Here is a 23,527-nt window from a genome sequence, read left to right on the forward strand (position 1 = left end):
GGTCGATCCGCCACCAGACTTACGGAACCAGAATGGCAGAATCGGCCAAGGAAATCATCCAGGTCAACCTGGAAGACGAGATGCGCAAGAGCTACCTCGATTACGCCATGAGCGTGATCGTGGGGCGTGCGCTCCCGGATGCGCGCGATGGCCTCAAGCCGGTCCATCGCCGCGTGTTGTTCGCGATGAACGAGCTGGGCGCGCACAGCAACAAGCCCTATTACAAGTCGGCGCGTATCGTCGGCGACGTCATCGGTAAGTACCACCCGCACGGCGACCAGTCGGTGTACGACACCCTGGTGCGCATGGCGCAGCCGTTCTCGCTGCGCTACATGTTGGTGGACGGGCAGGGTAACTTCGGTTCGGTCGATGGCGATTCCGCTGCGGCGATGCGTTACACCGAAGCGCGGATGTCGCGGCTCACCCACGAGTTGATCGCCGATATCGACAAGGAAACCGTCGATTTCCAGCCCAACTACGACGAGAAAGAGCAGGAACCGTCGGTCATGCCGACGCGGTTTCCGAATTTGCTGGTCAACGGTTCGGCGGGTATCGCCGTGGGCATGGCCACCAATATTCCGCCGCACAATCTGACCGAGTCGATCAACGCCTGCATCGCGCTGATCGACAACCCGCAGATCGACGTCGATGGGTTGATGGAATACATCCCCGGCCCGGATTTCCCCACTGCCGGCATCGTCAATGGCACCGCCGGCATCATTGCCGGCTACCGCACCGGTCGTGGCCGGGTGCGCATGCGCGCCAGGGCCGAGATCGAAATCCAGGACAATGGCCGCGAGGCGATTGTCGTCACCGAAATCCCTTACCAGGTCAACAAGGCGCGTTTGATCGAGAAGATCGCCGAACTGGTCAAGGAAAAGAAGCTGGAGGGCATCAGCGAATTGCGCGATGAGTCCGATAAGGACGGCATGCGCATCTACATCGAAGTCAAGCGCGGTGAAGCCGCCGACGTGGTGCTGAATAACCTATACCAGCAGACCCAGATGGAGTCGGTGTTCGGCATCAACATGGTGGCGCTGGTCGATGGCCGTCCGCAGTTGCTCAATCTCAAGCAGTTGCTGGAGGCGTTCGTCCGCCACCGTCGCGAGGTGGTCACCCGCCGCACCATCTTCGAACTGCGCAAGGCGCGTGCGCGCGCGCACATCCTCGAAGGCCTGACCGTGGCGCTGGCCAACATCGACGAGATGATCGAGCTGATCAAGACCTCGGCGAACCCCACAGAAGCGCGCGAACGCATGCTGGCCAAAACCTGGCAACCGGGTCTGGTCGGTGCCTTGCTGAGCGCGGCCGGGGCGGAAGCATCGCGCCCGGACGATCTGCCCAGCGGGGTTGGCCTGGGCGCTGGTGGCTATCAGCTGACCGAAGTGCAGGCCACGCAGATCCTAGAAATGCGTCTGCACCGCCTCACCGGCCTGGAGCAGGAGCGGCTCACCGAAGAGTACAAGCAGTTGCTGGAGGCGATTTCCGGATTGATCCGGATCCTGGAGAACCCCGACGTGTTGTTGGAAGTGATCCGTGAGGAGCTAGTCAGCATTCGCGAAGAATACGGCGATGCGCGCCGCACCGAAATCCGCCATAGCGAAGAGGATCTGGACATTCTCGATCTGATTGCGCCGGAAGACGTAGTGGTCACGCTGTCGCATGCCGGTTACGCCAAGCGCCAGCCGGTCAGCGCCTACCGCGCACAGCGTCGCGGTGGACGCGGCCGTAGCGCGGCGGCGACCAAGGAAGAGGATTTCATCGATCATCTGTGGCTGGTCAACACCCACGACACGTTGTTGACCTTCACCAGTAGTGGCAAGGTGTTCTGGCTGCCGGTGTATCAGTTGCCAGAGGCCGGCCCCAATGCGCGCGGCCGTCCGGTCATTAACTGGATTCCGCTGGAGCAGGGCGAGCGGGTACAGGCGGTCCTGCCGGTGCGCGAGTACGCCGACGGCCACTACGTGTTCTTCGCCACCCGCAAGGGGATGGTCAAGAAGACTCCACTGAGCGAGTTTGCTTATCAACTCAAGCGCGGCAAAGTTGCGATCAACCTGGACGAGGGCGATGCCTTGGTTGATGTAGCGCTGACCGATGGCGAGCGCGATGTGCTGCTGTTCGCCTCCAATGGCAAGACCGTGCGTTTCTCCGAGCGGCCCAAGGACGAGGAGGCAGACGAGGTGGCGGTCGATGAGGCTGCGGCAGACGACGCCTTGGCTGCCGACGATGAGGCTGCTGGCGAGGATGGCGACGAGACGCGCGGCGCGCGGCGCAAGAGCCGCGGTGGGGTTAAGCCAACTGGTCGCAGCAGCCGCGGCGTGCGTGGTATCCGCCTGGCCAAGAGCGAGTATGTGGTCAGTCTGATCGTGGCCGAGCCGGCCGAAGGCCAGGATGAGGATGCCGACGATGCCGACCTGGCGCAGGAAGCGGAAGCCGATGCACAGACGCGCACGGCCGACGATGCAGACGCCTATATCCTCACTGCGACCGAGAACGGCTATGGCAAGCGCACGCCGCTTGGCGAGTATCCGCGCAAGGGCCGTGGCACCCAGGGCGTGATCGGTATCCAGACCAGCGAGCGCAACGGCAAGTTGGTCGGCGCGGTTCTGCTGAGCGTCAAGGACGAGGTGTTGCTGATCTCCGATGGTGGCACCCTGGTGCGCACCCGGGCCTCGGAGATTTCGCGTGTCGGTCGCAATACCCAGGGGGTGACCCTGATTCGCCTGTCCAAGGGCGAAAAGCTGCAGGCCGTGGAGCGCCTGGACGGTTCGCTGGTCGAAGAGGAGCCGCTGTCGGGCGAAGACGGCGTTACCGACGTCGCCAGCACCGCGTCGCCCTAGGGCTGATCCCATGGGACGTTAGGGGGAAGGACACGACGCGCCGGCGCACTGCCGGCGCCGTCATGTTGGGCGGATGACTGCTGAGAGCCGGCAGGTAAGGGATCCAGTATCGCCAGCGTGCGCGTTGGCGCGCGATTATTCCAATTGGTTGCGCGCGAAAGCCGTGTCCAACGCTTCCATCGCGTCGCGTGGCGTGAGCGTGGCGGCTTTTTCGAATGCCTCCGCGGCCTCGTCCTCGCGTTTGTCGCCGTGCAACAGCAACAGCACGTTGGCATGTTCGATATGTGCGATCGGCGCATCCGGGGTCAGTTTCAGCGCTTGCCGAATATGCTGCTCGGCGCTCGCGGCCTTGGCACCATAGGTGAGCCCACCGATCATCGCGCCGACCTTGCCGATGATCTCGGCGTGGTACAGGCTCAGCGCCATGTGCGCCTCGGCATGCTTGGGCTCCAGTTCCAGCGCCGTTTCCAGAGATTTGCGGACTTTGCCTGCGATACCTTGTTTAATCGCCTTGGCGATGCTCAGCTCCTGGCTGTAGCGGCCCAGCGCGAAGGCATGGCGATAGTGGCTGTTGGCCTCCTCCGGCAGTGCGACGATGGCCGCCTCGGCCAGGGTGGCGGCCTGTTGCAGACGTTGCAGTTTGTCCTTGTCGTCGGCGACAAGATAGCTGGCATGGATGCCCAAGGCCTTTACTGCCACCGAGGCGCCCAGCACGCCCAGCGCCTGTCCGGCCGTGTAGGCACGTTCGAACTGGCCGTTGTGGAAAGCGCGCCACGCTTCGATCAGCGCTGCCGACAATGCCTGCGCATCGTGGCCTTTACCCGCCTTGCCGGCAGCATCGAGCAGCGCCTGCGCACGCGCCCGATCGGGGTAGGGTTCGCGGTCGCCGGCATGCAGCTTGGGCCAGGTTTTTTTCAACGCTTCGCCGGGATACGCATAGGCCTTGGTGTCGTGCGGAAATGAAGCCCATGCGCTTTGGGATGTGACCATGTGTGGCTTTCCTGTGATCTGTGCCGAGCATGGCGTCGTCATCGTCGGCTGGCAAGCGATAGTGTGTTTACTCAAGCCACTCTCGCCAGCATGCATTTCACGGTGCCGTGTCGGCATCGGGAGACCTGCGATGGCGATGAAGATGAAGAAACGTTCCGCTATTCCCGAGCCGGGCCTGCCGACCCGGCGATCTCTATGGTTGGCCGGTTTGGGCCTGGTGTCGCTGACTCATCGGCGCGCGCTTGTGGCGGCTAGCGGTGCAGTCGATGGCGCGACCAGCCTGAAAGCGCGTATCGCGCAGTGGACTGATGGTGCCGAACACAGCGTGCGCGAGGGCGCGGCCGCGCTGCGCGGTCAGGTGCAGCCGTTGAGTGCCGAAGTCGAAGCGCGCTTGCAGCCGGTGCTGGTCAAGCTGGGACTGCAAGCGACACCGCGTGCCATGTCGCGCAAGCGAGCGGTAGCGGCCAAGCCGACCGCCAAGAAAAGGGCGATGAAGACAGTCGCCGCGCCGCAGAGAACTCTTAAGACAAGAAGGGCTTGAGGAGGGCGGCGCGCAGGCCTATAGCGGGCACACGCGTGGTCGCAGGCATGCAATTGCACTGTTGCGCAGACGCCGCGCTCAGTCCACCAGATAGGCGTGCGTCATTGCGGTCAGATGCGCGCGTTCGGCCTCGCGCAGGAATGGGCTGATCAGCCGCATCACCTGCGCGATGCCATGGCGAATCGCCAGTTGTTCGTTCTTTTCGCCGCGCGCGGCGGCGTAGTTGAGCCAGAAGGTTGCCACCACCAGCACGTTGGTGGCGATGCAGCGTCGTTCTTGTGTCGTGGCGTGCATTGCACCGGCCTGCGCCAGTCCTTGCAATACAGCCTGTGTGCTGTCGTCGGCACGGTGCAGGATGCGCGCGAAGCGTAGGCGCAAGCGTCGGCTGCGGCTAATGATTTCGATCAGGTCGCGGTAAAGGAAACGGTAATCCCAAATGCATTCGAACACCAGATGCAACTGCAGCCAGAAATCTTCCAGCCCCGGCAACCGGGTGCCCGGCAGTGTCATTGCTGCGTCCATGCGCTCCTCGTAGCGCGTGAACAGGTGTTCGATGATGTCGTCTTTGTTGCGGAAGTGGTAATAAAGATTGCCAGGGCTGATTTCCAGCTCGTCGGCGATATGGTTGGTGGTGACGTGAGGCTCGCCCTGCGCGTTGAACATCGCCAGAGCGGTATCGAGGATGCGGCGTCGGGTGTCGCGCGCCATCAGGCCAGCAGCTTCTTCACCAGGTCCACGTATTTCTTTTGCGCTTCGGCCTGGGGCATACCCTTGAGCTTGGCCCGGGCCTCGTATTTGGCAGTGCCAACGAAATCGAAGAAACCGGGTTTTTTGCCGCTCACATCGCCCTCCGCGCCTTGTTTATACAGCGCGTACAGCCGCAGTAGGGTGTCGTTGTCTGGGCGCTCCTCGCGCTGTGTGATGTCATGGGCGGCCTTTTCGAACGCCGCCTTGATGTCTGCCATTGATGTCGCTCGGTGCTGACCGGCAGGCATCACAGCACGGGTGAACGGTCGGGTCAACGCAAACCATGGAATGGACGGCGTCTTTCGCTTGTTCCTGTGCGCTTATGTACCGCAGCCGTGTGCGTTACATGACCGGCAGTGCATCGGCGCGCATGAGTTCGGCATCGGGCTCCTGCGCGGTCTGTGCCTGCCGCGCCAGCGAGGCCTTGGCTGCGATGGAGCGGATCGCATCGGTCACTTCGGCCAGTGGAACCTGGTTGCTCAGGCGTTGGAAGGTATCGCGGCTGTTGTAGCCGGATCCGTCGCGCAGATAATGTTCGTACATTTCCAGCAGTTCGATGCACGCTGCGGTCAGCGTCTCCATGTTGTTCCTCGCCAGAGCGTGGCCGACCTGATCAAGGTTGTGCAGACAATCGGAGAGCCAGTGCAGGTCGTAGCGTGCGTTGGTCGGTTCCGGTCCAGTGTTGCCACGGCTGTAGGCGCTGTAACGGCGAATGCTACGGGCCACGCGGGCCACGTGCGCCAATAGGGTGCCGAGCTCGTCGGCGATGTCGATCTGAGCCAGCGTGATGCTGGATTTTGGTGTGTACGTTTTGGAATGAGACTGGGATTGCGACGGCGAAGGTGACGCGGTGGCAGCCGGTTCCTGCTCCGTTTCGGGAACCGTCTCCGCCTCCATCGTGGTAACTGCTTGAATAAGTTCGTATTCGTGGCGCAGGGTCTCCAGCTCCTGCATCTGAGTTGCGGCCTGCGCCTTCAGTTGCGTCAAGGCTGCCTGATAGCGCGCAATGGTCTCCTGGGCGCTGGCATCGCGCCGAAACGCTTGCCCGAGTCGCTGAAACAGGCCGTGCGCGAACGCGGTCGCCACGGCAGCCCATAGCGCCACGGCAGGAGTCAGATAGACCAAGATGCCCATACAGGCTCCTTGAGATGTTGCAGCTCTTTTCGGCACGCTGGCCGCGATCTTGAGGGGCCGATATGCGAGCAGGGAAGGCTATTCCATTTTCCGGCGAGGCAATGGATCCGGGCCCTGGCGCGTCACGCATGCAGGTACGCGGGCGTGCAGGGCGGTCAGCGCAGGATGCCGGGCAAATCCAACTGTTTGTCTTTCGCGCAGTCGATCGCGATGGCGTAGCCGGCATCGGCGTGCCGCATCACGCCGGTGGCCGGGTCGTTCCACAGCACGCGGGCGATGCGCTTGGCGGCGGCCTCGCTGCCGTCGCAGACGATGACCATGCCGGCATGCTGCGAAAAGCCCATGCCGACGCCGCCGCCATGGTGCAGCGAGACCCAGGTGGCGCCGCTGGCGGTGTTGAGCAAGGCGTTGAGCAACGGCCAGTCGGACACGGCGTCGGAGCCGTCGGCCATGGATTCGGTCTCGCGGTTCGGCGAGGCGACGCTGCCGCTGTCCAAGTGATCGCGGCCGATCACCACCGGTGCTTTCAGTTCGCCGTTGGCGACCATCGCGTTGAACGCCAGACCGAGCCGGTCGCGCTCGCCCAGGCCGACCCAGCAAATGCGCGCTGGCAGGCCCTGGAACCGGATCTTCTCGGCGGCCATGTCCAGCCAGCGGTGCAGGTGCGGGTCGTCGGGGATCAGTTCCTTGACCTTGGCGTCGGTCTTTGCGATGTCTTCGGGGTCGCCGCTCAGTGCGGCCCAGCGGAACGGGCCGATGCCACGGCAGAACAGCGGGCGGATATAGGCGGGAACGAAACCGGGAAAGTCGAAAGCGTTGGCCACGCCTTCTTCCAGCGCCATCTGCCGCAGGTTGTTGCCGTAGTCCACGGTCGGCACGCCCAGCGTGTGGAAGCCGAGCATGGCGCGGACATGGTTGGCCATCGAGGCGCGTGCGGCCCGTTCCACCTCCTTTGGCGCGGACACGCGTTGCGCGTCCCACTGTTCGACCGTCCAGCCCTGCGGCAGATAGCCGTTGACCGGGTCGTGCGCCGAGGTCTGGTCGGTCAGCAGGTCCGGCTTCACTCCGCGCTGGAGCAGTTCGGTCAGGACATCGGCGACATTGCCGAGCAGGCCGATCGAGCGCGGCTGTTTCGTCTTGCAGGATGCGTCGATCAGGCGCAGGGCGTCGTCGAGATTGTCGGTCCAGGTGTCGAGATAGCCGGTGCGTAGGCGCATGTCGATGCTGCTCTTGCGGCATTCCACCGCCAGGCAGGCGGCGCCGGCCATCACCGCCGCCAGCGGTTGCGCGCCGCCCATGCCGCCGAGTCCGCCGGTGAACAGCCACTTGCCGGCCAGGCTGCCATCGTAGTGTTGGCGTCCCATTTCCACGAAGGTTTCGTAGGTGCCCTGCACGATGCCCTGGGCGCCGATGTAGATCCAGCTGCCGGCGGTCATCTGCCCATACATCGCCAGGCCTTTTTTGTCGAGCGCGTTGAAGTGGTCCCAATTGGCCCAGCGCGGGACCAAATTGGAGTTGGCAATCAACACCCGCGGTGCGTCGGGGTGGGTACGGAACACCCCGACCGGCTTGCCCGATTGCACCAGCAGCGTTTGATCGTCGTCCAGGCGTTTGAGTGCCTCCACGATCGCGTCGAAGCTTTCCCAGTCGCGCGCGGCACGGCCGATGCCACCGTAGACGACCAGTTCCTGCGGGCGCTCGGCCACGTCCGGGTGCAGGTTGTTCATCAGCATGCGCAGCGGCGCTTCGGTCAACCAGCTTTTGGCGGTGAGGGTGCTGCCGGTGGGCGCATGGATGGTGCGGGTGGCGTCGAAACGGGACATGTTGGATTCCTCTGGCGAATGCGCGAACGCGGAAAAGCACGGAAACGGGAACGCGCGTTGGCGGGCTAGTGGTCGCAACCGAACGACACCGGTCCGGACGATTTGGGCTGCGCTTTGGCGAAGTCCAGGCAGGCTTGCAGCACCTGCTGCAGGACCGCACGCAGCGCGGCGGCATGCGCGGGTTGCCAGGGCGAGGGCCATGTGGCGGGTGAGATCGTCTCCGGTTCGTGCATGTAGCCGCGGCAGGCCAGCTCCATCTGGATCGCGTGCACGCCTTGCGCGGGCGCGGCGTGATGGCGGGTACTCCAGCCGCCCTTGAAGCGGCCGTTGCGCACATGGCTGAAACCGCTGTTGGCGCATACGTGCTCGACTGCGTCGGTCAGCGCGGGCGCGCAACTGCCGTCGAGCGCACCGTCCGGGCCGGCGCTGCCGATGTTGAACTGCGGCAGTTCGCCGTCGAACAGGTGCGGAATGCGCGAGCGGATCGAATGTGCGTCGTACACCACGATCGCCTGATGTCGCGCACGCAGACGCGCGATCTCGGTGTCGAGCGCCGCGTGATATGGCGCGAACCAGCGCGCGCGCCGTTCGGCGATCTCGTCCGCATCCGGTTCGGTGCCGGGTCGATACAGCGGCTGTGCGTCGAAGGTGGTCAGCGGGCACAGTCCGGTGGTGTTTTGTCCGGGATACAACGAGATCCCGGCCGGATCGCGGTTGACGTCGATGACCGAACGCGAGATCGTGGTGCGCACCGTGGTAGCGCCCAGCGTGCTGGCGAATTCGTACAGAAGATGCACCCACCAATCGGCATCGCGCTGCGCCAGCCATGGCGAGACGAAGCGGTCTGCCATCAGGGCCGGCAATTCGGTGCCGGTGTGCGGAAAGCTGACGATCAGCGGCGCATTACCGCGGTGCACATTTAGCCAGTCGGGTCTGGATGTCATCGGGGCCTCGGGGGTTGATCCGGGAGCGGCTTTCGCTGCGATGGGGGTTGTCGTTCCGACTGAAAAAATCGCGTCTGCACGGTCAGATGGCAGAGCTGACGTCTGGCAGCCGCATGCTGACTGCTTCGGCCAATGCACCCTCGCGTACCAGCGCGGTGGCGGTGCACATGTCCGGATGGAAGTAGCGATCGTCCTGCAGCGTCGGTACGCGTGCGCGCAGCAGCGCACGCGCCGCTTCCAGCGCGGCGCTGGAGGTCAGCGACGTGTGGAAATCGCAACCTTGCACGGCGGCGAGCAACTCGATGCCGACCACGTTGGCCGCGTTTTCGGCCATCGGTAACAGGCGCCTTGCACCATGCGCGGCCATCGACACGTGGTCTTCTTGGTTGGCCGAGGTCGGGATCGAATCGACGCTGGCCGGGTAGGCGCGTTGCTTGTTTTCCGAAACCAGCGCCGCGGCGGTGACCTGTGGGATCATGAAGCCGGAATTGAGGCCGGGCTTCGGAGTCAGAAACGCCGGCAGTCCGGACAGCGCCGGATCCACCAGCATGGCGACGCGGCGCTCGCTGATCGCGCCGATTTCGCACACTGCCAGTGCCAGCATGTCGGCGGCGAAGGCGACCGGCTCGGCATGGAAGTTGCCACCTGACAGTGCCTCGCCAGTATCGCTGAACACCAGCGGGTTGTCGGATACCCCATTGGCTTCGGTCGCCAGGGTGATGGCGGCCTGGCGCATCACGTCCAGCGCGGCGCCCATCACCTGCGGCTGGCAGCGCAGACAGTACGGATCCTGCACGCGCACATCGTTGTCGCGGTGCGAATCGCGAATCGCCGAGTCGCGCATCAGCTCGCGCAGCGCGGCGGCGGTGGCGATCTGTCCGGGCTGGCCGCGCAGCGCATGGATGCGTGGGTCGAATGGGGTGTCCGAGCCTTTCGCCGCCTCGGTGGAGAGTGCGCCAGTGACGAGTGCGGCCTGGAACACCCGCTCGATCTCGAACAGCCCGGCCAGCGCATAAGCGGTGGAGTATTGGGTGCCATTGAGCAGCGCCAGGCCTTCCTTCGCGCCAAGCGACAGCGGTTGCAGCCCGGCCTGGGCCAGCGCCTGCGCAGCCGGCAAACGCGCGCCAGCGACGAAGGCTTCACCGACACCGAGCATCACCGTGGCCAGGTGCGCCAGCGGTGCCAGGTCGCCGGAGGCGCCGACCGAGCCTTGGCACGGCACCACCGGGATCACTTCGTGGCGCAGCAGCGCCTCCAGCAGTGCCAGCGTCGGCGCACGCACGCCGGAGGCGCCTTGCGCCAGGCTTGCCAGTTTCAGCGCCATCATCAACCGCACCACCGGCACCGGCATCGGCGCACCGACTCCCGCCGCGTGCGAGAGCACGATATTGCGTTGCAGTACGTCCAGGTCGTTGCGTTCGATGCGCACGCTGGCCAGCTTGCCGAAGCCGGTGTTGATGCCATACACCGGTGCGCCACGGGCGACGATGGCCTCCACCGTCTGCGCACTGCGCAACACCGCATCGGCACAGGCCGGATCCAGGCGCAGGCCGGCACCGCGGTACACGGCGCGCCACTGCGCCAGGCTCACCGCACCGGGGCGCAGCAGGATCTCGTTGTCGCTCATTGTCCTCTCCAGATACGCGCATGCAGCGGGTTGAAGCCCATGCGATAGACCAACTCAGCCGGTTCTTCGATGTCCCAGATCGTCAGATCGCAACTCAGCCCGGCGCGCAGGCGACCGATCCGGTCCTGGCGTCCGAGCGCGCGCGCCGCCTCACGGGTGAAGCCGGCGATACATTCGGCCACGGTCAGGCGGAACAGCGTCGCGGCCAGATTCATCGCCAGCAATGGGCTGGTCAGCGGCGAGGTGCCGGGATTGCAGTCGGTGGCCAGCGCGCGCGGTACGCCGGCCGCACGCAGCGCGGCGATGGGCGGCAGTTGCGTGTCGCGGGTGAAGTAGAACGCGCCCGGCAACAGCACCGCGACGGTGCCGCTGGCGGCCATCGCGGCGATACCCGCAGCGTCCAGGTATTCGAGGTGATCGGCCGAGCGCGCGCCGTAGCGCGCAGCCAAGGCCGCGCCGCCCTGATTGGAGAGTTGCTCGGCATGGATCTTCAACGCCAGCCCATGGCGCTGCGCGGCCTGGAACACCTGCTCGGTTTGCGCTGGAGTGAATGCCAGATGCTCGCAGAAAACGTCCACCGCCTCGGCCAGGCCTTGCGCGGCGACTGCCGGGATCATCCGTTCGCAGACCTCGTCGATGTAGGTCTGCGCCTGGCCGTCGGGTGGCACCGCATGCGCGCCGAGGAACGTCGGCGACACCGCCACCGCGCGTAGTTCGCCCAGGCGCCGCGCCACGCGCAGCAGGCGCAGTTCGTCCTCCAGGGTCAGGCCGTAGCCGGACTTGATCTCCACCGTGGTCACGCCCTCGGCCAGCAGGGCGTCTAGTCGCGGCAGGCTGGCGGCGAGCAGGGTGTCCTCGTCGGCGGCACGCGTGGCGCGCACTGTGGAGACGATGCCGCCGCCAGCGCGGGCGATGTCGGCATAGCTGACGCCGTGCAGGCGCTGCTCGAATTCGCCGGCGCGGTTGCCGGCGTAGACCAGATGCGTGTGGCAGTCGATCAAGCCAGGGCCGATCCAGCGTCCACCGCAGTCGATGCTACGTTGCGCGGCCAGCGGAGCCGGCAATTTCGCCGCAGCTCCCGCGTAGACGATACGACCGTCGCGGCAGGCGACCACGCCGTCATGGACCAGGCCCAACCCGCCGTCTTCGGCGTCCAGCGTCATCAGGTGCGCATTGTGCCAAAGCGTGTCGCAGTGCATGGTCGCGGGCAGGCTCGTTGGCTATTTTGTATATACAATATTGCGGTCGATAAAGGGTGTCCAGTGCAGACCCAGGTGCAGCAAGCGGTGGACGGAAACGAGACGGCGAGCGGGTTCTGGTGCGCGCACGCGTTGTTGCCGCAGGGATGGGCGCGGGATGTGCGGATTGCCGTTCGCGGCGGGCGGATCGCCGCGCTGGAGATCGGCGTGGCGGCGGTGTCCGGCGATCGGTGCATGGCAATCGCGCTGCCTGGACTCGGCAATCTGCACAGTCACGCTTTTCAACGCGGCATGGCTGGCCTTACCGAGATCGGGGGGCGCAGCGGCGATAGTTTCTGGAGCTGGCGCGAGTTGATGTACCGCTTTGTGCAGCGGCTTGATCCGGATAGCATGCAGGCCATTGCCGAGCAGGCTTATGTGGAGATGCTCGAAGCCGGCTTCACCCGTGTCGGCGAATTCCACTATCTGCACCATGGGCCCGATGGTCGGCCCTACACCGACCGCGCCGAGATGGCGCAGCGCTTGGTCGCGGCGGCGCAGACCAGCGGCATCGGCCTGACCTTGCTGCCGGTGTTCTATGCGCATGCCGATTTCGGCGGCGTTGCACCGCACCCGGCACAGCAGCGCTTGCTGCACGATATCGACGGGTATGCCGATTTGCTCGACGGCAGTCGCCACGCCTTACGCGGACTGGACGATGCGGTGCTGGGGATCGCCCCGCACAGCTTGCGTGCGGTTACTCCGGAGCAACTGGCGGCGTTGCTGCCGCTGTGCGATGGCCCGGTGCATCTGCACATCGCCGAACAGACCCGCGAGGTGGAGGCTTGTCTGGCCTGGAGCGGGCAGCGGCCCGTGCAGTGGCTGCTCGCGCATGCGCCGGTGGATGCGCGCTGGTGTCTGGTCCACGCCACCCATGTCGATGCCGACGAAGTGCGGGGCATCGCCGCCAGCGGTGCGGTGGTCGGCCTGTGCCCGATCACCGAGGCCAATCTCGGCGACGGGCTGTTCCCGCTGCCTGACTTCCTCGATGCCGGTGGCCGTATCGGTGTCGGTTCCGACTCCAACGTGTTGATCGATGCGGCCGAAGAACTGCGTCTGCTCGAATACGGCCAGCGTTTGACGTTGCGCGGTCGCAACGTCCTCACCCGCGCCGACGGGCTCTCCAGCGGCCGTTTTCTGTTCCAGTGCGCGGCGCGGGGTGCGGCGCAGGCGCTGGGGGTCGAGCAGGGGCTGCGCGTCGGCGCGTGGGCCGATCTGGTCGAGCTGGATGCTGCGCATCCGGCGCTGCAGGCACGCGCAGACGATGCCTGGCTGGACAGTTGGATTTTCGCAGCACGTGGCGGTGTGGTTCGTTCGGTCTGGCGGTACGGCCGCCAATGGGTGCACGATGGCCGTCACCTGCAACGCGAAGCGGTCGCCGCGCGCTATGCGCATGCGCTCGACAGGCTGCTGAATACATGAGCATGCGTATCTGCACCCGCAGTGCTCGCTGCGAATGCCGGGGTTGCCGATGAACTCGGACCGTCCCGCGATCCCGCTCAACCAACGTATCCGCTGCGAGATCGAAGCGCGTATCCGTAGCGGCGCGTGGCCTCCGGGCCACCGGATTCCGTTCGAGCACGAATTGATGGCGCAATACGGTTGTTCGCGGATGACGGTCAACAAGGTGCTGGCTCTGCTGGCCGATGCCGGCATGATTGAGCGTCGGCGGCGTGCTGGCTCGTTCGTGGCGCGCCCGCATCCGCACATGGAGCAGGCTGCGTTGGAAATCCCGGACATCCCGGTCGAGGTCGCCGCGCGTGGCCATGCCTACCGTTTCGTGTTGCTCGAACGCCAGCAGCGCGCTGCGCACTCGGCACGGCCACAGGAGCAGGACGTCGCCACGGGAGGGACTTTGCTGGCCTTGCATTGCCTGCATTTCGCCGATGGCCGCCCATTCGCATTGGAAGAACGGGTGATCAACCCGGTGGCGGTACCGGAAGCCTTGCAGATGGATTTCGCGATCACCGCGCCGGGCAGTTGGCTGTTGCAACACGTGTCCTGGACGCGCGCAGAACACCGCATCAGTGCAGTTGGCGTCGACGCCGCGCAGGCCGCGTGGTTGCAAGTGGCGGCAGGCACAGCCTGCCTGTCGATCGATCGCCGCACCTGGCGTGGCGAGCTGCCGGTGACCTTCGTGCGTCAGGTGTTCCTCGGCGACACGTACGATCTGGTCGCGCGGTTCTCGCCTGGTGAGCGTTGAGGCGCTGCGGATGCCGTTGTGGCACCCGCTCCGGCACCATACTCCAGCGTGCGTTTGTCCTGTTCGCCGCTCTCTGGCAAGTTAGTACCGAGGGCGGGCCAAGGGCCGTGGCCACGGGACGAGGGATAGCTGGGCATGACGTATTTCGTGACAGGCGCTACCGGCTTCATCGGCCGCTATCTGATGACCAATCTGCTGCGACGCAAAGGCATCGTGCATGTGCTGTTGCGTAAGGATTCGCAGCGCAAGTTCGATGCGTTGGTGCGCGAGCAGGGTTGGGATCCCAAGCGCCTGGTGGTGATGCATGGGGATGTGAGCAGCGCGTCTTGTGGGCTGGACGTGGCGCAGTGCAAGGCGCTCAATGGCAAGGTCAAGCACTTCTTCCACTTGGCCGGGCTTTACGATCTTACCGCCAAGGCCCAGGCGCAACGCCTCGCCAATCTCGACGGCACGCGCAATGCGCTGGAACTGGCTACGCAGATCGGCGCTGGTGTGTTCCACCACACCAGTTCGATCGTGGTGGCCGGGCTGTACCCGGGTGTTTTCCGCGAGGATATGTTCGAGGAAGCCGAGGGGCTGGACGATCCCTATCTGCGTACCAAGCACGACGCCGAGGCGCTGGTGCGCGCCGAGACGCGGATCAAGTGGCGTATCTATCGCCCGGCGATGGTGGTCGGCGATTCGCGCAGCGGCGCCATGGACAAGATCGACGGCCCGTATTACTTCTTCCCGCTGATCAAGAAGCTGCGTCAGCTATTGCCGCCGTGGGCGCCGATGCTGGGCATCGAAGGGGGGCGGATCAATCTGGTGCCGGTGGATTTCGTCGCCGATGCGATGGACCACATCGCGCATAAACCCAAGCTCGATGGCCAAACCTTCCACTTGACCGATCCGGAGCCGCGGCGCATGGGCGAGTTGCTCAACATCTTTTGCCGCGCTGGCCATGCACCGGAAATGACCTTGCGGGTGGATGCGCGGATGTTTGCCTTCGTGCCTGCCAATATTCGCGACGCGATCGGCAGCCTGCCGCCGATCCAGCGCTTCACCGGCATGCTGCTGCGGGATTTACGTATCCCGCGCGAGGTGCTGAAGTTCATTACGTATCCGACCCGCTTTGATAGCCGCCAGACCGAGCGCGCACTCAAGGACAGCGGCATTACGTTGCCGCGGCTGGAAGACTACGCCTGGCGTCTGTGGGACTACTGGGAACGGCAGTTGGACCCGGACCTGTTCGTCGACCGCTCGCTCAAGGGCAAGGTGCGCGGCAAAGTGGTGTTGATCACCGGCGGCTCGTCGGGCATCGGCCTGGCCACCGCACAGCGCGTTGCCGAGGCCGGGGCCATCACCCTGATCGTTGCGCGCGGCGAACAGGAACTGCATGCCGCACGCGATGCGATGAACGCCAAGGGCGGCAAGGTGTTCGCCTATACCGCCGACCTGTCGGATCTGGACGAGTGCGACCGCCTGCTCAAGACCGTGCTCCAAGCGCATGGCCGCGTCGACGTATTGATCAACAATGCTGGTCGCTCGATCCGCCGCTCGATCGAACTCAGCTACGACCGCTTCCACGATTTCGAGCGGACCATGCAACTGAACTACTTCGGTAGTCTGCGCTTGATCATGGGTGTGCTGCCAGGCATGACCGCGCGGCGCAAGGGGCACATCATCAACGTCAGCTCGATCGGCGTGTTGGCCAATTCGCCGCGCTTCTCCGCGTATGTCGCTTCCAAGGCGGCGCTGGACGCCTGGAGCCGCTGTGCGCAGGGCGAACTGTCGAGCAAGGGCATCAGCTTCACCACGGTCAACATGCCGCTGGTGAAGACGCCGATGATCGCTCCGACCAAGATGTACGACAACGTGCCGACGTTGAGCGTCGATGAGGCCGCCGACCTGATGGTCAAGGCGATCATCGAGCGCCCCAGTCGCGTGGCGACGCGTCTGGGCATCTTTGCCGCGCTGGTCAACGCGTTGGCGCCAAAGGCCTACGAGGTGGTGATGAACACCGCCTTCGAATTGTTCCCGGATTCGGCCGCCGCCAAGGGCGACCGCAAGGCACTGCGCGAAGCCAAGCCCAGCCAGGAGCAGATTGCCTTCGCCGCGCTGATGCGCGGGGTGCATTGGTGACGAAAGGTCTGTTTCTCGACGAGGGATTCGGGATTGGCAAGCGCTGTCTATTGATTTGCCGCGATGACACGCGTTGCGACCTTGCCGATGCGCTAGCGATGTGATGCATACCGGGGGGACGCTGCTGGCAACCTCCCTCTTGATGGATTCCGTTTTCGCGTTTGGCTCTGAGCTCAGTTAACGAAACGACGGCGTCGCTGCCAGATGGGCGCACGGGCGCTGACAGTGCTCGGAATCCTCATGCGCCACTGCACACGGCGGCTCCTGCGTGCTGTCCGCGCTCGCTGGACAGCGACGGACGATGTTTTGTTAGCCAGCTCTTAAAATGTTTGACACTGCCGCCAGCGTACCGGTTCAGCGTGGCCTGGGCGCGGGTTGAGTTGGATGCGAACGCTCCGCAGCGAAGAATAGCGCTCCACCTCGTTGCAGATGCGCGGCCACACTTGGGCGTCTTCGCCGTTGCGGTCGATCACCAGCGTGATCGGTGTCTGCCAGATGCCGCGAATCACCCCTGGGGTTCGTGCCAGGGCTTTGGAGATCGAATGACGTTGGCTCTGCTCGCTCGCCGGGTCCGGTGGCGACACATCTGCACGACTTTCAGCATGTCCATCCACGATGTGGCCGGTAATAGGCTGGGCTGAGTTGGTGCCGACCGTTGCCGCGCTGTGGGCTGCCACAGGTGTCTGCGCAATCGCCACTAGGGCCGTGCTTGTTGCGGGCTCGGCCGCGCCGACGTGTTGTAGCAGGCCGCCGATGCCAAGTAAAAGTCCGAGGGTGAGCGCGGCCAGAGCCGCGATGCTGATATGCCGTTGTGCGCGTCGGCGGCTGGCGCCGACGACCCCGTCTTCCAGTTCGCTTGGCAGATATGGTTTGAGCATCGGCCAGATGCGGCGACCATCGAGGATCTCTACCGCCTGTTTCTCGGCGGCGGCGATGCCGTCGCGTTCCACCTTGCCTTCGGTGATCAGGATGCTACCCCGAGCGCCCATCAGCCGTGCAGTCGTACCTAATTCGTTGACTGCGCTTGAGCCGATCCGGTATGCGCGGCCGTGTTTGCACGACAGTAGCCAGCGCTCGCCGCCGCGCACCATCACGAAATCGCTCTTTGGTTCCAGTGATGCGTCTTCTTCCACGATCGGGTCGTGGAGGTCGCGTTGCTCGCGCATCGCGCGCCGCACCATGCGGGAAAAATCGCGCCAGTGCAGGCCCACCAGGGCATTCAGCCCGGCCGTGGTCTCGTTTTCGCGACGCCTGACCACCCAGAGGTAAAGGCTGGTGGCGAGCCATACCGTCACTGCCAATACTATTGCCACAATCCAGGAGGACATGCTTACACTCGTGTATACAATTCGAGACACGAGTGTATCGTTAGCGCGTCAAGGTCCCGGCAAGGCCGCATCAGGAAGGCGGCGGATTAGTAAAGGCCCGCTTAATACTGAAACCGCCAGGGGCGTTGAGCGAACGGTCTTCTGCCGGACCGGCGCTGCCGCTGCGACGGCAGTCAGGGCAACGCCGTCATTCCTTAGGTGTCCCGGTACGTTGGCGGCTGGCGCGCTTGGTGGATGCCGCCTTGGTCGCTGCGGACTTCGCCGGCCCTCGCGCTGGTGTCGCAGGTTTGCCCGCACCGGTGCGGGGTGTCGATGTTTTGGATGTCCGTTTCGCCGCCGTGGGGGTTTTGCCAGCCGGTTGCGCGCTCCGGCCCCTACCGCCGAGATGGCGCAGTTCGGCATTCAACGTGTCCACGCGCTCAATTAGGGCGCCGAGGTCTTCCCGGCTAGGGACTTCCAGCCGGCGCAGCGCGCGCTGTACCCGGTCTTCGAACACTTTCTCCAGCCTGTCCCAGGTATCGGCTGCACGCTCGCGGGCCTGACCGACCCGGTTTTCGACTGCATCGCGTACCGCATCGACGCTACCGCCGGCCAGCTTGCGTGTGTTCTCTTCCAGGCTCAGCCCCTCCTTGACCAGGGTTTCGAACAGCTTGCCGCCTTCAGCCTGGGCACGGCCGAAGGCGCCCACGCCAGCGAGCCAGACTTGTTGTGCCGATTCGCCCAGGCGCTTGGACAGTTTCTCGGCCTGTGTCTGCAGGCTGTCATCGGCGACAGTGGAACTGCGCCGCTTACGTGCGGATTTCTTCAAAGTGGCCATGACGATACGTTTCCTTCGGCAGATGGGTGGCTGAGTTGGAGACTTAAACTTACGACGTTGACTAGAGTAATCACACAACCCTGTCGCTGCAGTAGCGCGTGGCCGACGGTGGGGCTAATTGTTGTCCGGCGGTCGCTGCCGGGCGCGGCGGTTGGCGCGGTGCTGTGCGACCACCTGATCCACATCGTCCAGCGCACGTCGCAGCCGCGCGGTGGTTTCGGTCATGCGTCGCGGCTGCACGTCAACGCCATCGAGGAAGGTGCGGTGGCGGTCGTTGAGGATCGCATGGCGCAGCGCGATGCCGTGCGCGGCCAGCATCGGCTCCAGCGTCTGCGCGTTGCGACGCAAATCGGACAGTGTGTTGCGGTAGGCAAGTTGGCACACCCGGTGGCGTGCGGAATAGCTGAACAAATTGGTGAAGAACAGTTCGCTGTTGTCGGCATTGGGCTCGAACACCATCTGGTCGATCTGCGGATATTGCCGTGCGTATTTCTCCAGCCCGACCTGCATGCGCGACTGCAGCAGCGTGCGGAAGGTCTGCGACAGCACCGCTGGCAGACCGCCGGCAAGTAGCCGCGCGCGGTCGATGTGGCCGTTGCGGCGCGGTGCGTGGGTGGCGTCGTAGGGCACCAGCGGATTGATCCCGATCATCAGGTCGATGCCGCGTTCCAGCAGGGTGGAGGCGTGCATCGTGCGCCGCAGCGCACCGTCCACGTAGTGGTGCCCGTCGATTTCCACCGGCGGATACAGCCCGGGCAGCGCGGCACTGGCCTGCACCGCGAGCGAGATCGGCACCTGATCCAGTCCGCGCTCGCCGAAGCGCACGGTACGGCCGCTGTCCAGGTCCACCGCGACCACGAACAGATCCGTGTCCAGCGCGCGGAAGTCGTTACTGCGGCCACGGCGGCTGAACACGTCCTGCAGGAAGCGCTCCACGCCGGCGTTGTCGAACAGCCCACTGGGGACCAGACCGCCGAAGCGGCTGATCAGATCCGACCAGCGTGTCTTGCGCGGCTCGGTCAGCAGATCGTGCCACCAGCCATAGGCCAGCCGCGGCAGGGTGGCGGCACGGCGCAGGTATTCGTAGACGTTGGGACGGAGGAAGTCCTCGGGCCGGAAATGCGCATCGTCGCTGTTGCCGGTGACGAAGATCCGGCAAATCTCGGCGCTGCTCACCCGGTTGGCCAGGCCAGCGGTCAGGAACGCGCCGGAACTGACCCCCACGTAGCAATCCAGGCGGGTCAGGTCCAGCCCGTCCAGTGCCTCGTCCAGCGCCCGCAACGCCCCCAGGCCGTACATGCCGCCGATCGGACCACCGCCGGCGATGGCAAGACCGATGCGGCCGTTGGAACGGGGGCGTGGCGAGGCGCTGTGGAGGGAAAGCATGCGCGGTCCGCGAGGGGCAGTGGTGTGAGTGTAGCCGAGCGCGGTGATGATTGCGGTCGTGCGGGACTACGACCATCATCGGCGGTCATGGCACGCAGCACTCTCGTCTTGGAACGACTCGCTCGCCGTTTGGCCTGGCACCAGGCGCTGCACGATCCGGCACGCGAGCCACGTAACGCGCTGCCCTGGTTGCAAGAACTGCGGCGCTGGCAGTCGCAGCGGCTGGAGCGCAGTTTCGCGCACTTTTTGCAAGATCCGCAGCGGCGTCCTGCGGCGATGTTCTTTCTCACCGACGTCTATGGCGACCGCGATTTCAGCCGTCGCGATGCCGATATCGTCAAGGTACTGCCAATGATGCAGCGGCTGATGCCCGCTGCGTTGCTGGGCACGGTCGTCGATGCCATCGAGCTGGGCGCGTTGACTCACGCCCTTGATCTGCGCATGGCTGTCGTGCTGCAAGCACTGGCGCCGAAGGAGCAGCGCCTGGAGACGGATCTCTATGCCCAGGCTTACCGGCGGTCGGGCTTGCCGCGTTTACGTCAGCGCCAGATCGAGCTGATCGCCGACGTCGGTCTTGGTCTGGCCTCGGCGGTACGGACCCCGGGCGTGCGCATGCTGCTGCGCTTCGCCCGCGGTCCTGCCAAGGCGGCAGGATTGTCGGAGCTACAGGGATTCCTGGAGCGTGGTTTCGATGCGTTCTTCAGGCTAGGCGATGCGAAGGGCTTTATCAGTGATATCGAAACTGCCGAATGCGCCGCGTCGCGGCGGCTGTTCGCCGGTCACCCACAGCCGTTCGCGTTCGACTGACGCTGCTGCACAAGCCTGTCGTCCAAGTCCGCCATCCACTTAGCTCTCAACCAGAGCGCTGGCCCCAGCGTAGTGGGATGTGGGAGCGAGGTCGCTGTCGCCCGCTTACCCAGAGTCGAAGCGCCGATTGCGGCGCTCAGCTGAGTTTTTCGGAGAGAACCCGCTGGATCTCGCTTTCCACCGTGCCCTTCATTGCCGATAGCAGGAAGCCCAGTTCGGCCGTCACATGCACCTGTTTGGGTAACAGTTCGATGCGCCCGTCCACCCCGGAGCGTGAAAACAGCAGCGCATCGCCCTCCCAACGCGATTCCAGATCGAAGCGTTCGGCCAGTTTCTTGGCGGCGGCGTCGATCGCCTTGCGCGCTTGCGCGGGGGTCTTGCCATGGTCGTGACGGATGTCGATGCTGGACATGCTGGCTCCTGCGCGGGTGAACAACCCGCATGAACGATCCTGCATTGTGCGGATGTACGCCGCATTGTCCAGGTGTCACGCGCTTCTGCGCACGCCTTCAACCTGCTAGGCTGCGCGCCGTGCCCGATCTGCAAGTCCATTTCAGCAACCGTCAACAACCCGACTGGCCCCTGCGCGCGGGCATACATTGCATCGTGCGACTGGCTTCCGGTGAGGTGAGACTGGTCGAGGACAGCGAGGGAGCGCGGCTGCTTGCGCAGTTTCGCCTGGATCAACGCGGTTTGTGGTTGCAGGTCGCTGACGGCAGTCGCGGCATCCACGTGAACGGACGACGGGTGCGGCGCATGGCGCTGCTGCGCGCTGGCGACGCGGTCTACGCCGACGGCGTGGAAATGGTGCTGCAGGGAGCCTGTCAATCGCTGCAACGCCCGCCCGACCCCCGCGATACCGCGGACGAAGATCCTTGTCTTGTCCTGCGAGGCCTCGGCGGCCAGCATCACGGCCGCAGTTTCACCCTTGACCGGGTGCGCCATGTCGGCCGCCTGCGCGAGTGCGACATCCGCATCGACGACCCCGCCTTCGCCGAGCGCCATGCACGTCTGGAGCGACATGGCGAGCGAGTGCTGTTGCGCAGCCTCGGCGACGCGCAGACCCAGGTCAATGGCATCGTGGTGCGCAACTGTTGGCTGCAATCGGGCGATCAAGTGGTGTTCGACGCACAACACCGCTTCGTATTGGAAATGCCGCAGGCAAGCGGCGGCGAGCCGCAGATGCGCGATCCGGCGCGTGCGGCGCAGACACCGACGCACACCGCGATGGCGCGTCCAGCAACTGTGCGCCGGTGGCCGTGGCTGTTGCTCAGCGCGCTGCTATTGGCCGCCGCGCTCAGCGGATTGCTGTGGTTCGGCGCGCGCTGAGCGCACGCCAGCCACGCCAGCCCAGCAGCGAGGCCAGGATCGCTGCGTACAGCAATGGTTCGCGGATATCCGATTTCACCAGCCACCAAAAATGCAGCACTGCCAGCACGCCGATCGCGTAGATGGCCTTGTGCAACTTGCCCCAGTTGCGCTTGAGCCGGCGCATCCAGCCCTGGGTGGAGGTGATCGCCAGCGGGATCAGCAGCAGCCAGGCGAGGAAGCCGACCGTGATGTAGGGACGCTTGACGATCTCCTCGAAGATTTGTGCCCAGTAACCGCGCAAATCCAATCCCAGATAAGCGACCACATGTACGCAGGCGTAGAAGAACGCGTACAGCCCGAGCATGCGCCGGAAGCGCAGCAGCACCGCTTGCCCGGTCAGTTGCCGCAGTGGCGTGATGGCCAGGGTCAGCAGCAACAGCCGCAACGCCCAGATGCCGGTGCGGTGCTCGACCGCGGCCACCGGATCGGCCCCGAGTGCATCGTTGCCGGTCTGCCATACCTGCCAGAACTGCCAACCCAGCCAGGCCATCGGCAGCATCGCCAGTCCATGCACCATCGTTTTGGCGGCAATCAGGCTGCCCGATGCCCGACGGCTCACGCAGCCATCTCGCAGTGCATTGCCATTGCGTCCGTCGTTTTCGAGCCCCCAATCAGCTCTCCAGAGTCGCGCACGCTCAGTACCATTTCTTCAGATCCATCCCAGCATAAAGTGCCGCGACCTGATCGGCGTAGCCGTTGAATGGGCGGGTTGGGATGCGTTCGGCGAACAGTTTGCTGGCTTTGCCGGCGATGCGACGTTCGGTTTTCTGGCTCCAGCGCGGGTGGTCCACGGCGGGATTGACGTTGGAGAAGAAACCGTATTCGGAAGGTTGCAGCTCATGCCAGGCGGTCTCCGGCATGCGTTCGACAAAGCGGATCTCGACGATCGACTTGATGCTCTTGAAGCCGTATTTCCATGGCACCACCAGGCGTAGCGGCGCACCGTTCTGCTGTGGCAATGGTTTGCCATACAGGCCGGTGGCGAGCAGGGTCAGCGGGTGCATCGCCTCGTCGATACGCAGGCCTTCCTTGTACGGCCAGTCGATCGAGCGGTAGCGGATGCCCGGCATTTGCTGTGGATCGGCCAGTGTGGTGAAGGCGACGTACTTGGCCTTGGAGGTCGGCGCGAAGCGCTTGAGTACTTCGCCCAACGGCACGCCCAGCCATGGAATCACCATCGACCAGCCTTCGACGCAGCGCAGGCGGTAGATGCGCTCCTCCGGCGTACTGCCCTTGAGCAGGTCGTTCAGCGCCAGGGTGCCGGGTTTGTCGCATTCGCCGGAAACCTTGACCGACCAGGGCGAGGTGCGAAGGGTCTTGGCCGCTTTCGACGGATCGGTCTTGTCGGTGCCGAACTCGTAGAAGTTGTTGTAGCTGGTCACGTCCTCGTAGCGGGTGAGTTCTTCATTGGTACGGAAGCCGCTGCGGGCTTGTTCCACGGTCACGACGGTTTTCGGTGGTGCTGGTGGCTCGGCGGCGGCGCAGCCGACCAGGCCCGACATCGGCCCCAGCGCCAACACTTGCAGTAGGCGACGCCGGTCGCGGTAGACCGCCTCGTCGGTGATCTCGCGGCTGGGAATCTTGAGTGCATCGCGCAAGGACATGGC

The 23,527-nt window shown here is 64.7% G+C and carries 21 protein-coding genes; 7 read left to right on the forward strand and 14 right to left on the reverse strand.

From position 1 onward, the window contains the following. Positions 1-32: 32 nt before the first annotated feature. Positions 33-2,840, forward strand: coding sequence for a DNA gyrase subunit A (gyrA, locus tag XalbCFBP2523_RS02595; RefSeq protein WP_045760762.1), 2,808 nt, complete (start codon positions 33-35; stop codon positions 2,838-2,840). A 135-nt stretch (positions 2,841-2,975) separates the two neighbouring features. On the opposite strand, the gene XalbCFBP2523_RS02600 is transcribed toward gyrA, so the two are convergent. Then, on the reverse strand, positions 2,976-3,830 hold the full coding sequence (locus XalbCFBP2523_RS02600; RefSeq protein WP_045765848.1) for a tetratricopeptide repeat protein: 855 nt from the start codon (positions 3,828-3,830) through the stop codon (positions 2,976-2,978). 142 nt (positions 3,831-3,972) lie between these two features. Here XalbCFBP2523_RS02600 and XalbCFBP2523_RS02605 point away from each other — a divergent pair, with 142 nt between their 5' ends. Then, entirely contained in the window at positions 3,973-4,371 is a 399-nt protein-coding gene (locus XalbCFBP2523_RS02605; protein ID WP_230595904.1) for a hypothetical protein, read from the forward strand. A 78-nt stretch (positions 4,372-4,449) separates the two neighbouring features. Here XalbCFBP2523_RS02605 and XalbCFBP2523_RS02610 read toward each other — a convergent pair whose 3' ends face one another. The 7 genes from XalbCFBP2523_RS02610 to hutI form a co-directional block, all read right to left on the reverse strand. Further along, positions 4,450-5,079: a TetR/AcrR family transcriptional regulator gene (locus XalbCFBP2523_RS02610; RefSeq protein ID WP_012916219.1), complete on the reverse strand. Its 630-nt coding sequence runs from the start codon at positions 5,077-5,079 to the stop codon at positions 4,450-4,452. Next, positions 5,079-5,336, reverse strand: a complete 258-nt coding sequence (locus XalbCFBP2523_RS02615; protein ID WP_012916218.1) for an acyl-CoA-binding protein — start codon at positions 5,334-5,336, stop codon at positions 5,079-5,081. The genes XalbCFBP2523_RS02610 and XalbCFBP2523_RS02615 overlap by 1 nt, the downstream gene beginning before the upstream one ends. Positions 5,337-5,460: 124 nt before the next feature. Beyond that, positions 5,461-6,252 carry a hypothetical protein gene (locus XalbCFBP2523_RS02620; protein ID WP_045765846.1) on the reverse strand — a complete coding sequence of 264 codons (792 nt, stop codon included), beginning with the start codon at positions 6,250-6,252 and terminating at the stop codon, positions 5,461-5,463. A 155-nt stretch (positions 6,253-6,407) separates the two neighbouring features. Beyond that, entirely contained in the window at positions 6,408-8,075 is a 1,668-nt protein-coding gene (hutU, locus tag XalbCFBP2523_RS02625) for a urocanate hydratase (RefSeq protein WP_045765845.1), read from the reverse strand. A gap of 65 nt (positions 8,076-8,140) precedes the next feature. Then, a complete protein-coding gene (gene hutG, locus XalbCFBP2523_RS02630; protein ID WP_045765844.1) occupies positions 8,141-9,019 on the reverse strand; it encodes an N-formylglutamate deformylase in 879 nt (292 codons plus the stop codon). Between the two features lie 82 nt (positions 9,020-9,101). Continuing rightward, positions 9,102-10,646, reverse strand: coding sequence for a histidine ammonia-lyase (gene hutH / locus XalbCFBP2523_RS02635; protein ID WP_045765843.1), 1,545 nt, complete (start codon positions 10,644-10,646; stop codon positions 9,102-9,104). Further along, the gene (gene hutI / locus XalbCFBP2523_RS02640; RefSeq protein WP_045765842.1) at positions 10,643-11,845 is read right to left on the reverse strand and encodes an imidazolonepropionase; all 1,203 of its coding nucleotides are present in this window, start codon (positions 11,843-11,845) and stop codon (positions 10,643-10,645) included. The genes hutH and hutI overlap by 4 nt, the downstream gene beginning before the upstream one ends. Positions 11,846-11,932: 87 nt before the next feature. On the opposite strand from hutI, the gene XalbCFBP2523_RS02645 reads away from it, so the two are divergent. From XalbCFBP2523_RS02645 to XalbCFBP2523_RS02655, 3 genes are all read left to right on the forward strand, one after another. After that, positions 11,933-13,306, forward strand: a complete 1,374-nt coding sequence (locus XalbCFBP2523_RS02645) for a formimidoylglutamate deiminase (protein WP_230599273.1) — start codon at positions 11,933-11,935, stop codon at positions 13,304-13,306. Positions 13,307-13,355: 49 nt separating this feature from the next. Beyond that, positions 13,356-14,087: a histidine utilization transcriptional repressor HutC gene (gene hutC, locus XalbCFBP2523_RS02650; RefSeq protein ID WP_045762155.1), complete on the forward strand. Its 732-nt coding sequence runs from the start codon at positions 13,356-13,358 to the stop codon at positions 14,085-14,087. 135 nt (positions 14,088-14,222) lie between these two features. Next, positions 14,223-16,211, forward strand: coding sequence for an SDR family oxidoreductase (locus tag XalbCFBP2523_RS02655; RefSeq protein ID WP_045765840.1), 1,989 nt, complete (start codon positions 14,223-14,225; stop codon positions 16,209-16,211). 320 nt (positions 16,212-16,531) lie between these two features. On the opposite strand, the gene XalbCFBP2523_RS02660 is transcribed toward XalbCFBP2523_RS02655, so the two are convergent. The 3 genes from XalbCFBP2523_RS02660 to XalbCFBP2523_RS02670 form a co-directional block, all read right to left on the reverse strand. Further along, the gene (locus tag XalbCFBP2523_RS02660; protein ID WP_104629890.1) at positions 16,532-17,539 is read right to left on the reverse strand and encodes a restriction endonuclease; all 1,008 of its coding nucleotides are present in this window, start codon (positions 17,537-17,539) and stop codon (positions 16,532-16,534) included. A 187-nt stretch (positions 17,540-17,726) separates the two neighbouring features. Next, a complete protein-coding gene (locus XalbCFBP2523_RS02665; protein WP_045760756.1) occupies positions 17,727-18,356 on the reverse strand; it encodes a phasin family protein in 630 nt (209 codons plus the stop codon). Between the two features lie 114 nt (positions 18,357-18,470). Further along, positions 18,471-19,742 (reverse strand): patatin-like phospholipase family protein, encoded by a 1,272-nt coding sequence (locus XalbCFBP2523_RS02670; RefSeq protein WP_012916207.1) that lies wholly within the window; start codon positions 19,740-19,742, stop codon positions 18,471-18,473. 87 nt (positions 19,743-19,829) lie between these two features. Here XalbCFBP2523_RS02670 and XalbCFBP2523_RS02675 point away from each other — a divergent pair, with 87 nt between their 5' ends. Further along, complete coding sequence (locus XalbCFBP2523_RS02675; RefSeq protein ID WP_045765838.1) at positions 19,830-20,549, forward strand: DUF8198 family protein; 720 nt, start codon at positions 19,830-19,832, stop codon at positions 20,547-20,549. A 136-nt stretch (positions 20,550-20,685) separates the two neighbouring features. Here XalbCFBP2523_RS02675 and XalbCFBP2523_RS02680 read toward each other — a convergent pair whose 3' ends face one another. Further along, complete coding sequence (locus XalbCFBP2523_RS02680; protein ID WP_012916205.1) at positions 20,686-20,961, reverse strand: polyhydroxyalkanoic acid system family protein; 276 nt, start codon at positions 20,959-20,961, stop codon at positions 20,686-20,688. A gap of 119 nt (positions 20,962-21,080) precedes the next feature. On the opposite strand from XalbCFBP2523_RS02680, the gene XalbCFBP2523_RS02685 reads away from it, so the two are divergent. After that, positions 21,081-21,878 carry an FHA domain-containing protein gene (locus tag XalbCFBP2523_RS02685; protein WP_045756880.1) on the forward strand — a complete coding sequence of 266 codons (798 nt, stop codon included), beginning with the start codon at positions 21,081-21,083 and terminating at the stop codon, positions 21,876-21,878. On the opposite strand, the gene msrQ is transcribed toward XalbCFBP2523_RS02685, so the two are convergent. Beyond that, a complete protein-coding gene (gene msrQ, locus XalbCFBP2523_RS02690; RefSeq protein WP_045765837.1) occupies positions 21,847-22,437 on the reverse strand; it encodes a protein-methionine-sulfoxide reductase heme-binding subunit MsrQ in 591 nt (196 codons plus the stop codon). The two genes, XalbCFBP2523_RS02685 and msrQ, sit on opposite strands and share 32 nt — an antisense overlap. Positions 22,438-22,555: 118 nt before the next feature. Next, positions 22,556-23,524, reverse strand: a complete 969-nt coding sequence (msrP, locus tag XalbCFBP2523_RS02695) for a protein-methionine-sulfoxide reductase catalytic subunit MsrP (RefSeq protein ID WP_012916202.1) — start codon at positions 23,522-23,524, stop codon at positions 22,556-22,558. Between the last annotated feature and the right edge of the window lie 3 nt (positions 23,525-23,527).

The organism is Xanthomonas albilineans (assembly GCF_002939705.1).
Taxonomy (GTDB): Bacteria; Pseudomonadota; Gammaproteobacteria; order Xanthomonadales; family Xanthomonadaceae; genus Xanthomonas_A; species Xanthomonas_A albilineans.

Bases quoted from the DNA above. Each gene is read 5' to 3' on its own strand.
- XalbCFBP2523_RS02675 (WP_045765838.1), top strand. From the start codon at position 19,830: ATGGCACGCAGCACTCTCGTCTTGGAACGACTCGCTCGCCGTTTGGCC.
- hutH (WP_045765843.1), bottom strand. From the start codon at position 10,646: ATGAGCGACAACGAGATCCTGCTGCGCCCCGGTGCGGTGAGCCTGGCG.
- XalbCFBP2523_RS02600 (WP_045765848.1), bottom strand. From the start codon at position 3,830: ATGGTCACATCCCAAAGCGCATGGGCTTCATTTCCGCACGACACCAAG.
- XalbCFBP2523_RS02605 (WP_230595904.1), top strand. From the start codon at position 3,973: ATGAAGAAACGTTCCGCTATTCCCGAGCCGGGCCTGCCGACCCGGCGA.
- XalbCFBP2523_RS02620 (WP_045765846.1), bottom strand. From the start codon at position 6,252: ATGGGCATCTTGGTCTATCTGACTCCTGCCGTGGCGCTATGGGCTGCC.
- XalbCFBP2523_RS02660 (WP_104629890.1), bottom strand. From the start codon at position 17,539: ATGTCCTCCTGGATTGTGGCAATAGTATTGGCAGTGACGGTATGGCTC.
- hutI (WP_045765842.1), bottom strand. From the start codon at position 11,845: ATGCACTGCGACACGCTTTGGCACAATGCGCACCTGATGACGCTGGAC.
- hutC (WP_045762155.1), top strand. From the start codon at position 13,356: ATGAACTCGGACCGTCCCGCGATCCCGCTCAACCAACGTATCCGCTGC.
- XalbCFBP2523_RS02680 (WP_012916205.1), bottom strand. From the start codon at position 20,961: ATGTCCAGCATCGACATCCGTCACGACCATGGCAAGACCCCCGCGCAA.
- XalbCFBP2523_RS02655 (WP_045765840.1), top strand. From the start codon at position 14,223: ATGACGTATTTCGTGACAGGCGCTACCGGCTTCATCGGCCGCTATCTG.
- hutU (WP_045765845.1), bottom strand. From the start codon at position 8,075: ATGTCCCGTTTCGACGCCACCCGCACCATCCATGCGCCCACCGGCAGC.
- gyrA (WP_045760762.1), top strand. From the start codon at position 33: ATGGCAGAATCGGCCAAGGAAATCATCCAGGTCAACCTGGAAGACGAG.
- XalbCFBP2523_RS02615 (WP_012916218.1), bottom strand. From the start codon at position 5,336: ATGGCAGACATCAAGGCGGCGTTCGAAAAGGCCGCCCATGACATCACA.
- hutG (WP_045765844.1), bottom strand. From the start codon at position 9,019: ATGACATCCAGACCCGACTGGCTAAATGTGCACCGCGGTAATGCGCCG.
- XalbCFBP2523_RS02670 (WP_012916207.1), bottom strand. From the start codon at position 19,742: ATGCTTTCCCTCCACAGCGCCTCGCCACGCCCCCGTTCCAACGGCCGC.
- msrP (WP_012916202.1), bottom strand. From the start codon at position 23,524: ATGTCCTTGCGCGATGCACTCAAGATTCCCAGCCGCGAGATCACCGAC.
- XalbCFBP2523_RS02610 (WP_012916219.1), bottom strand. From the start codon at position 5,079: ATGGCGCGCGACACCCGACGCCGCATCCTCGATACCGCTCTGGCGATG.
- XalbCFBP2523_RS02665 (WP_045760756.1), bottom strand. From the start codon at position 18,356: ATGGCCACTTTGAAGAAATCCGCACGTAAGCGGCGCAGTTCCACTGTC.
- msrQ (WP_045765837.1), bottom strand. From the start codon at position 22,437: ATGGTGCATGGACTGGCGATGCTGCCGATGGCCTGGCTGGGTTGGCAG.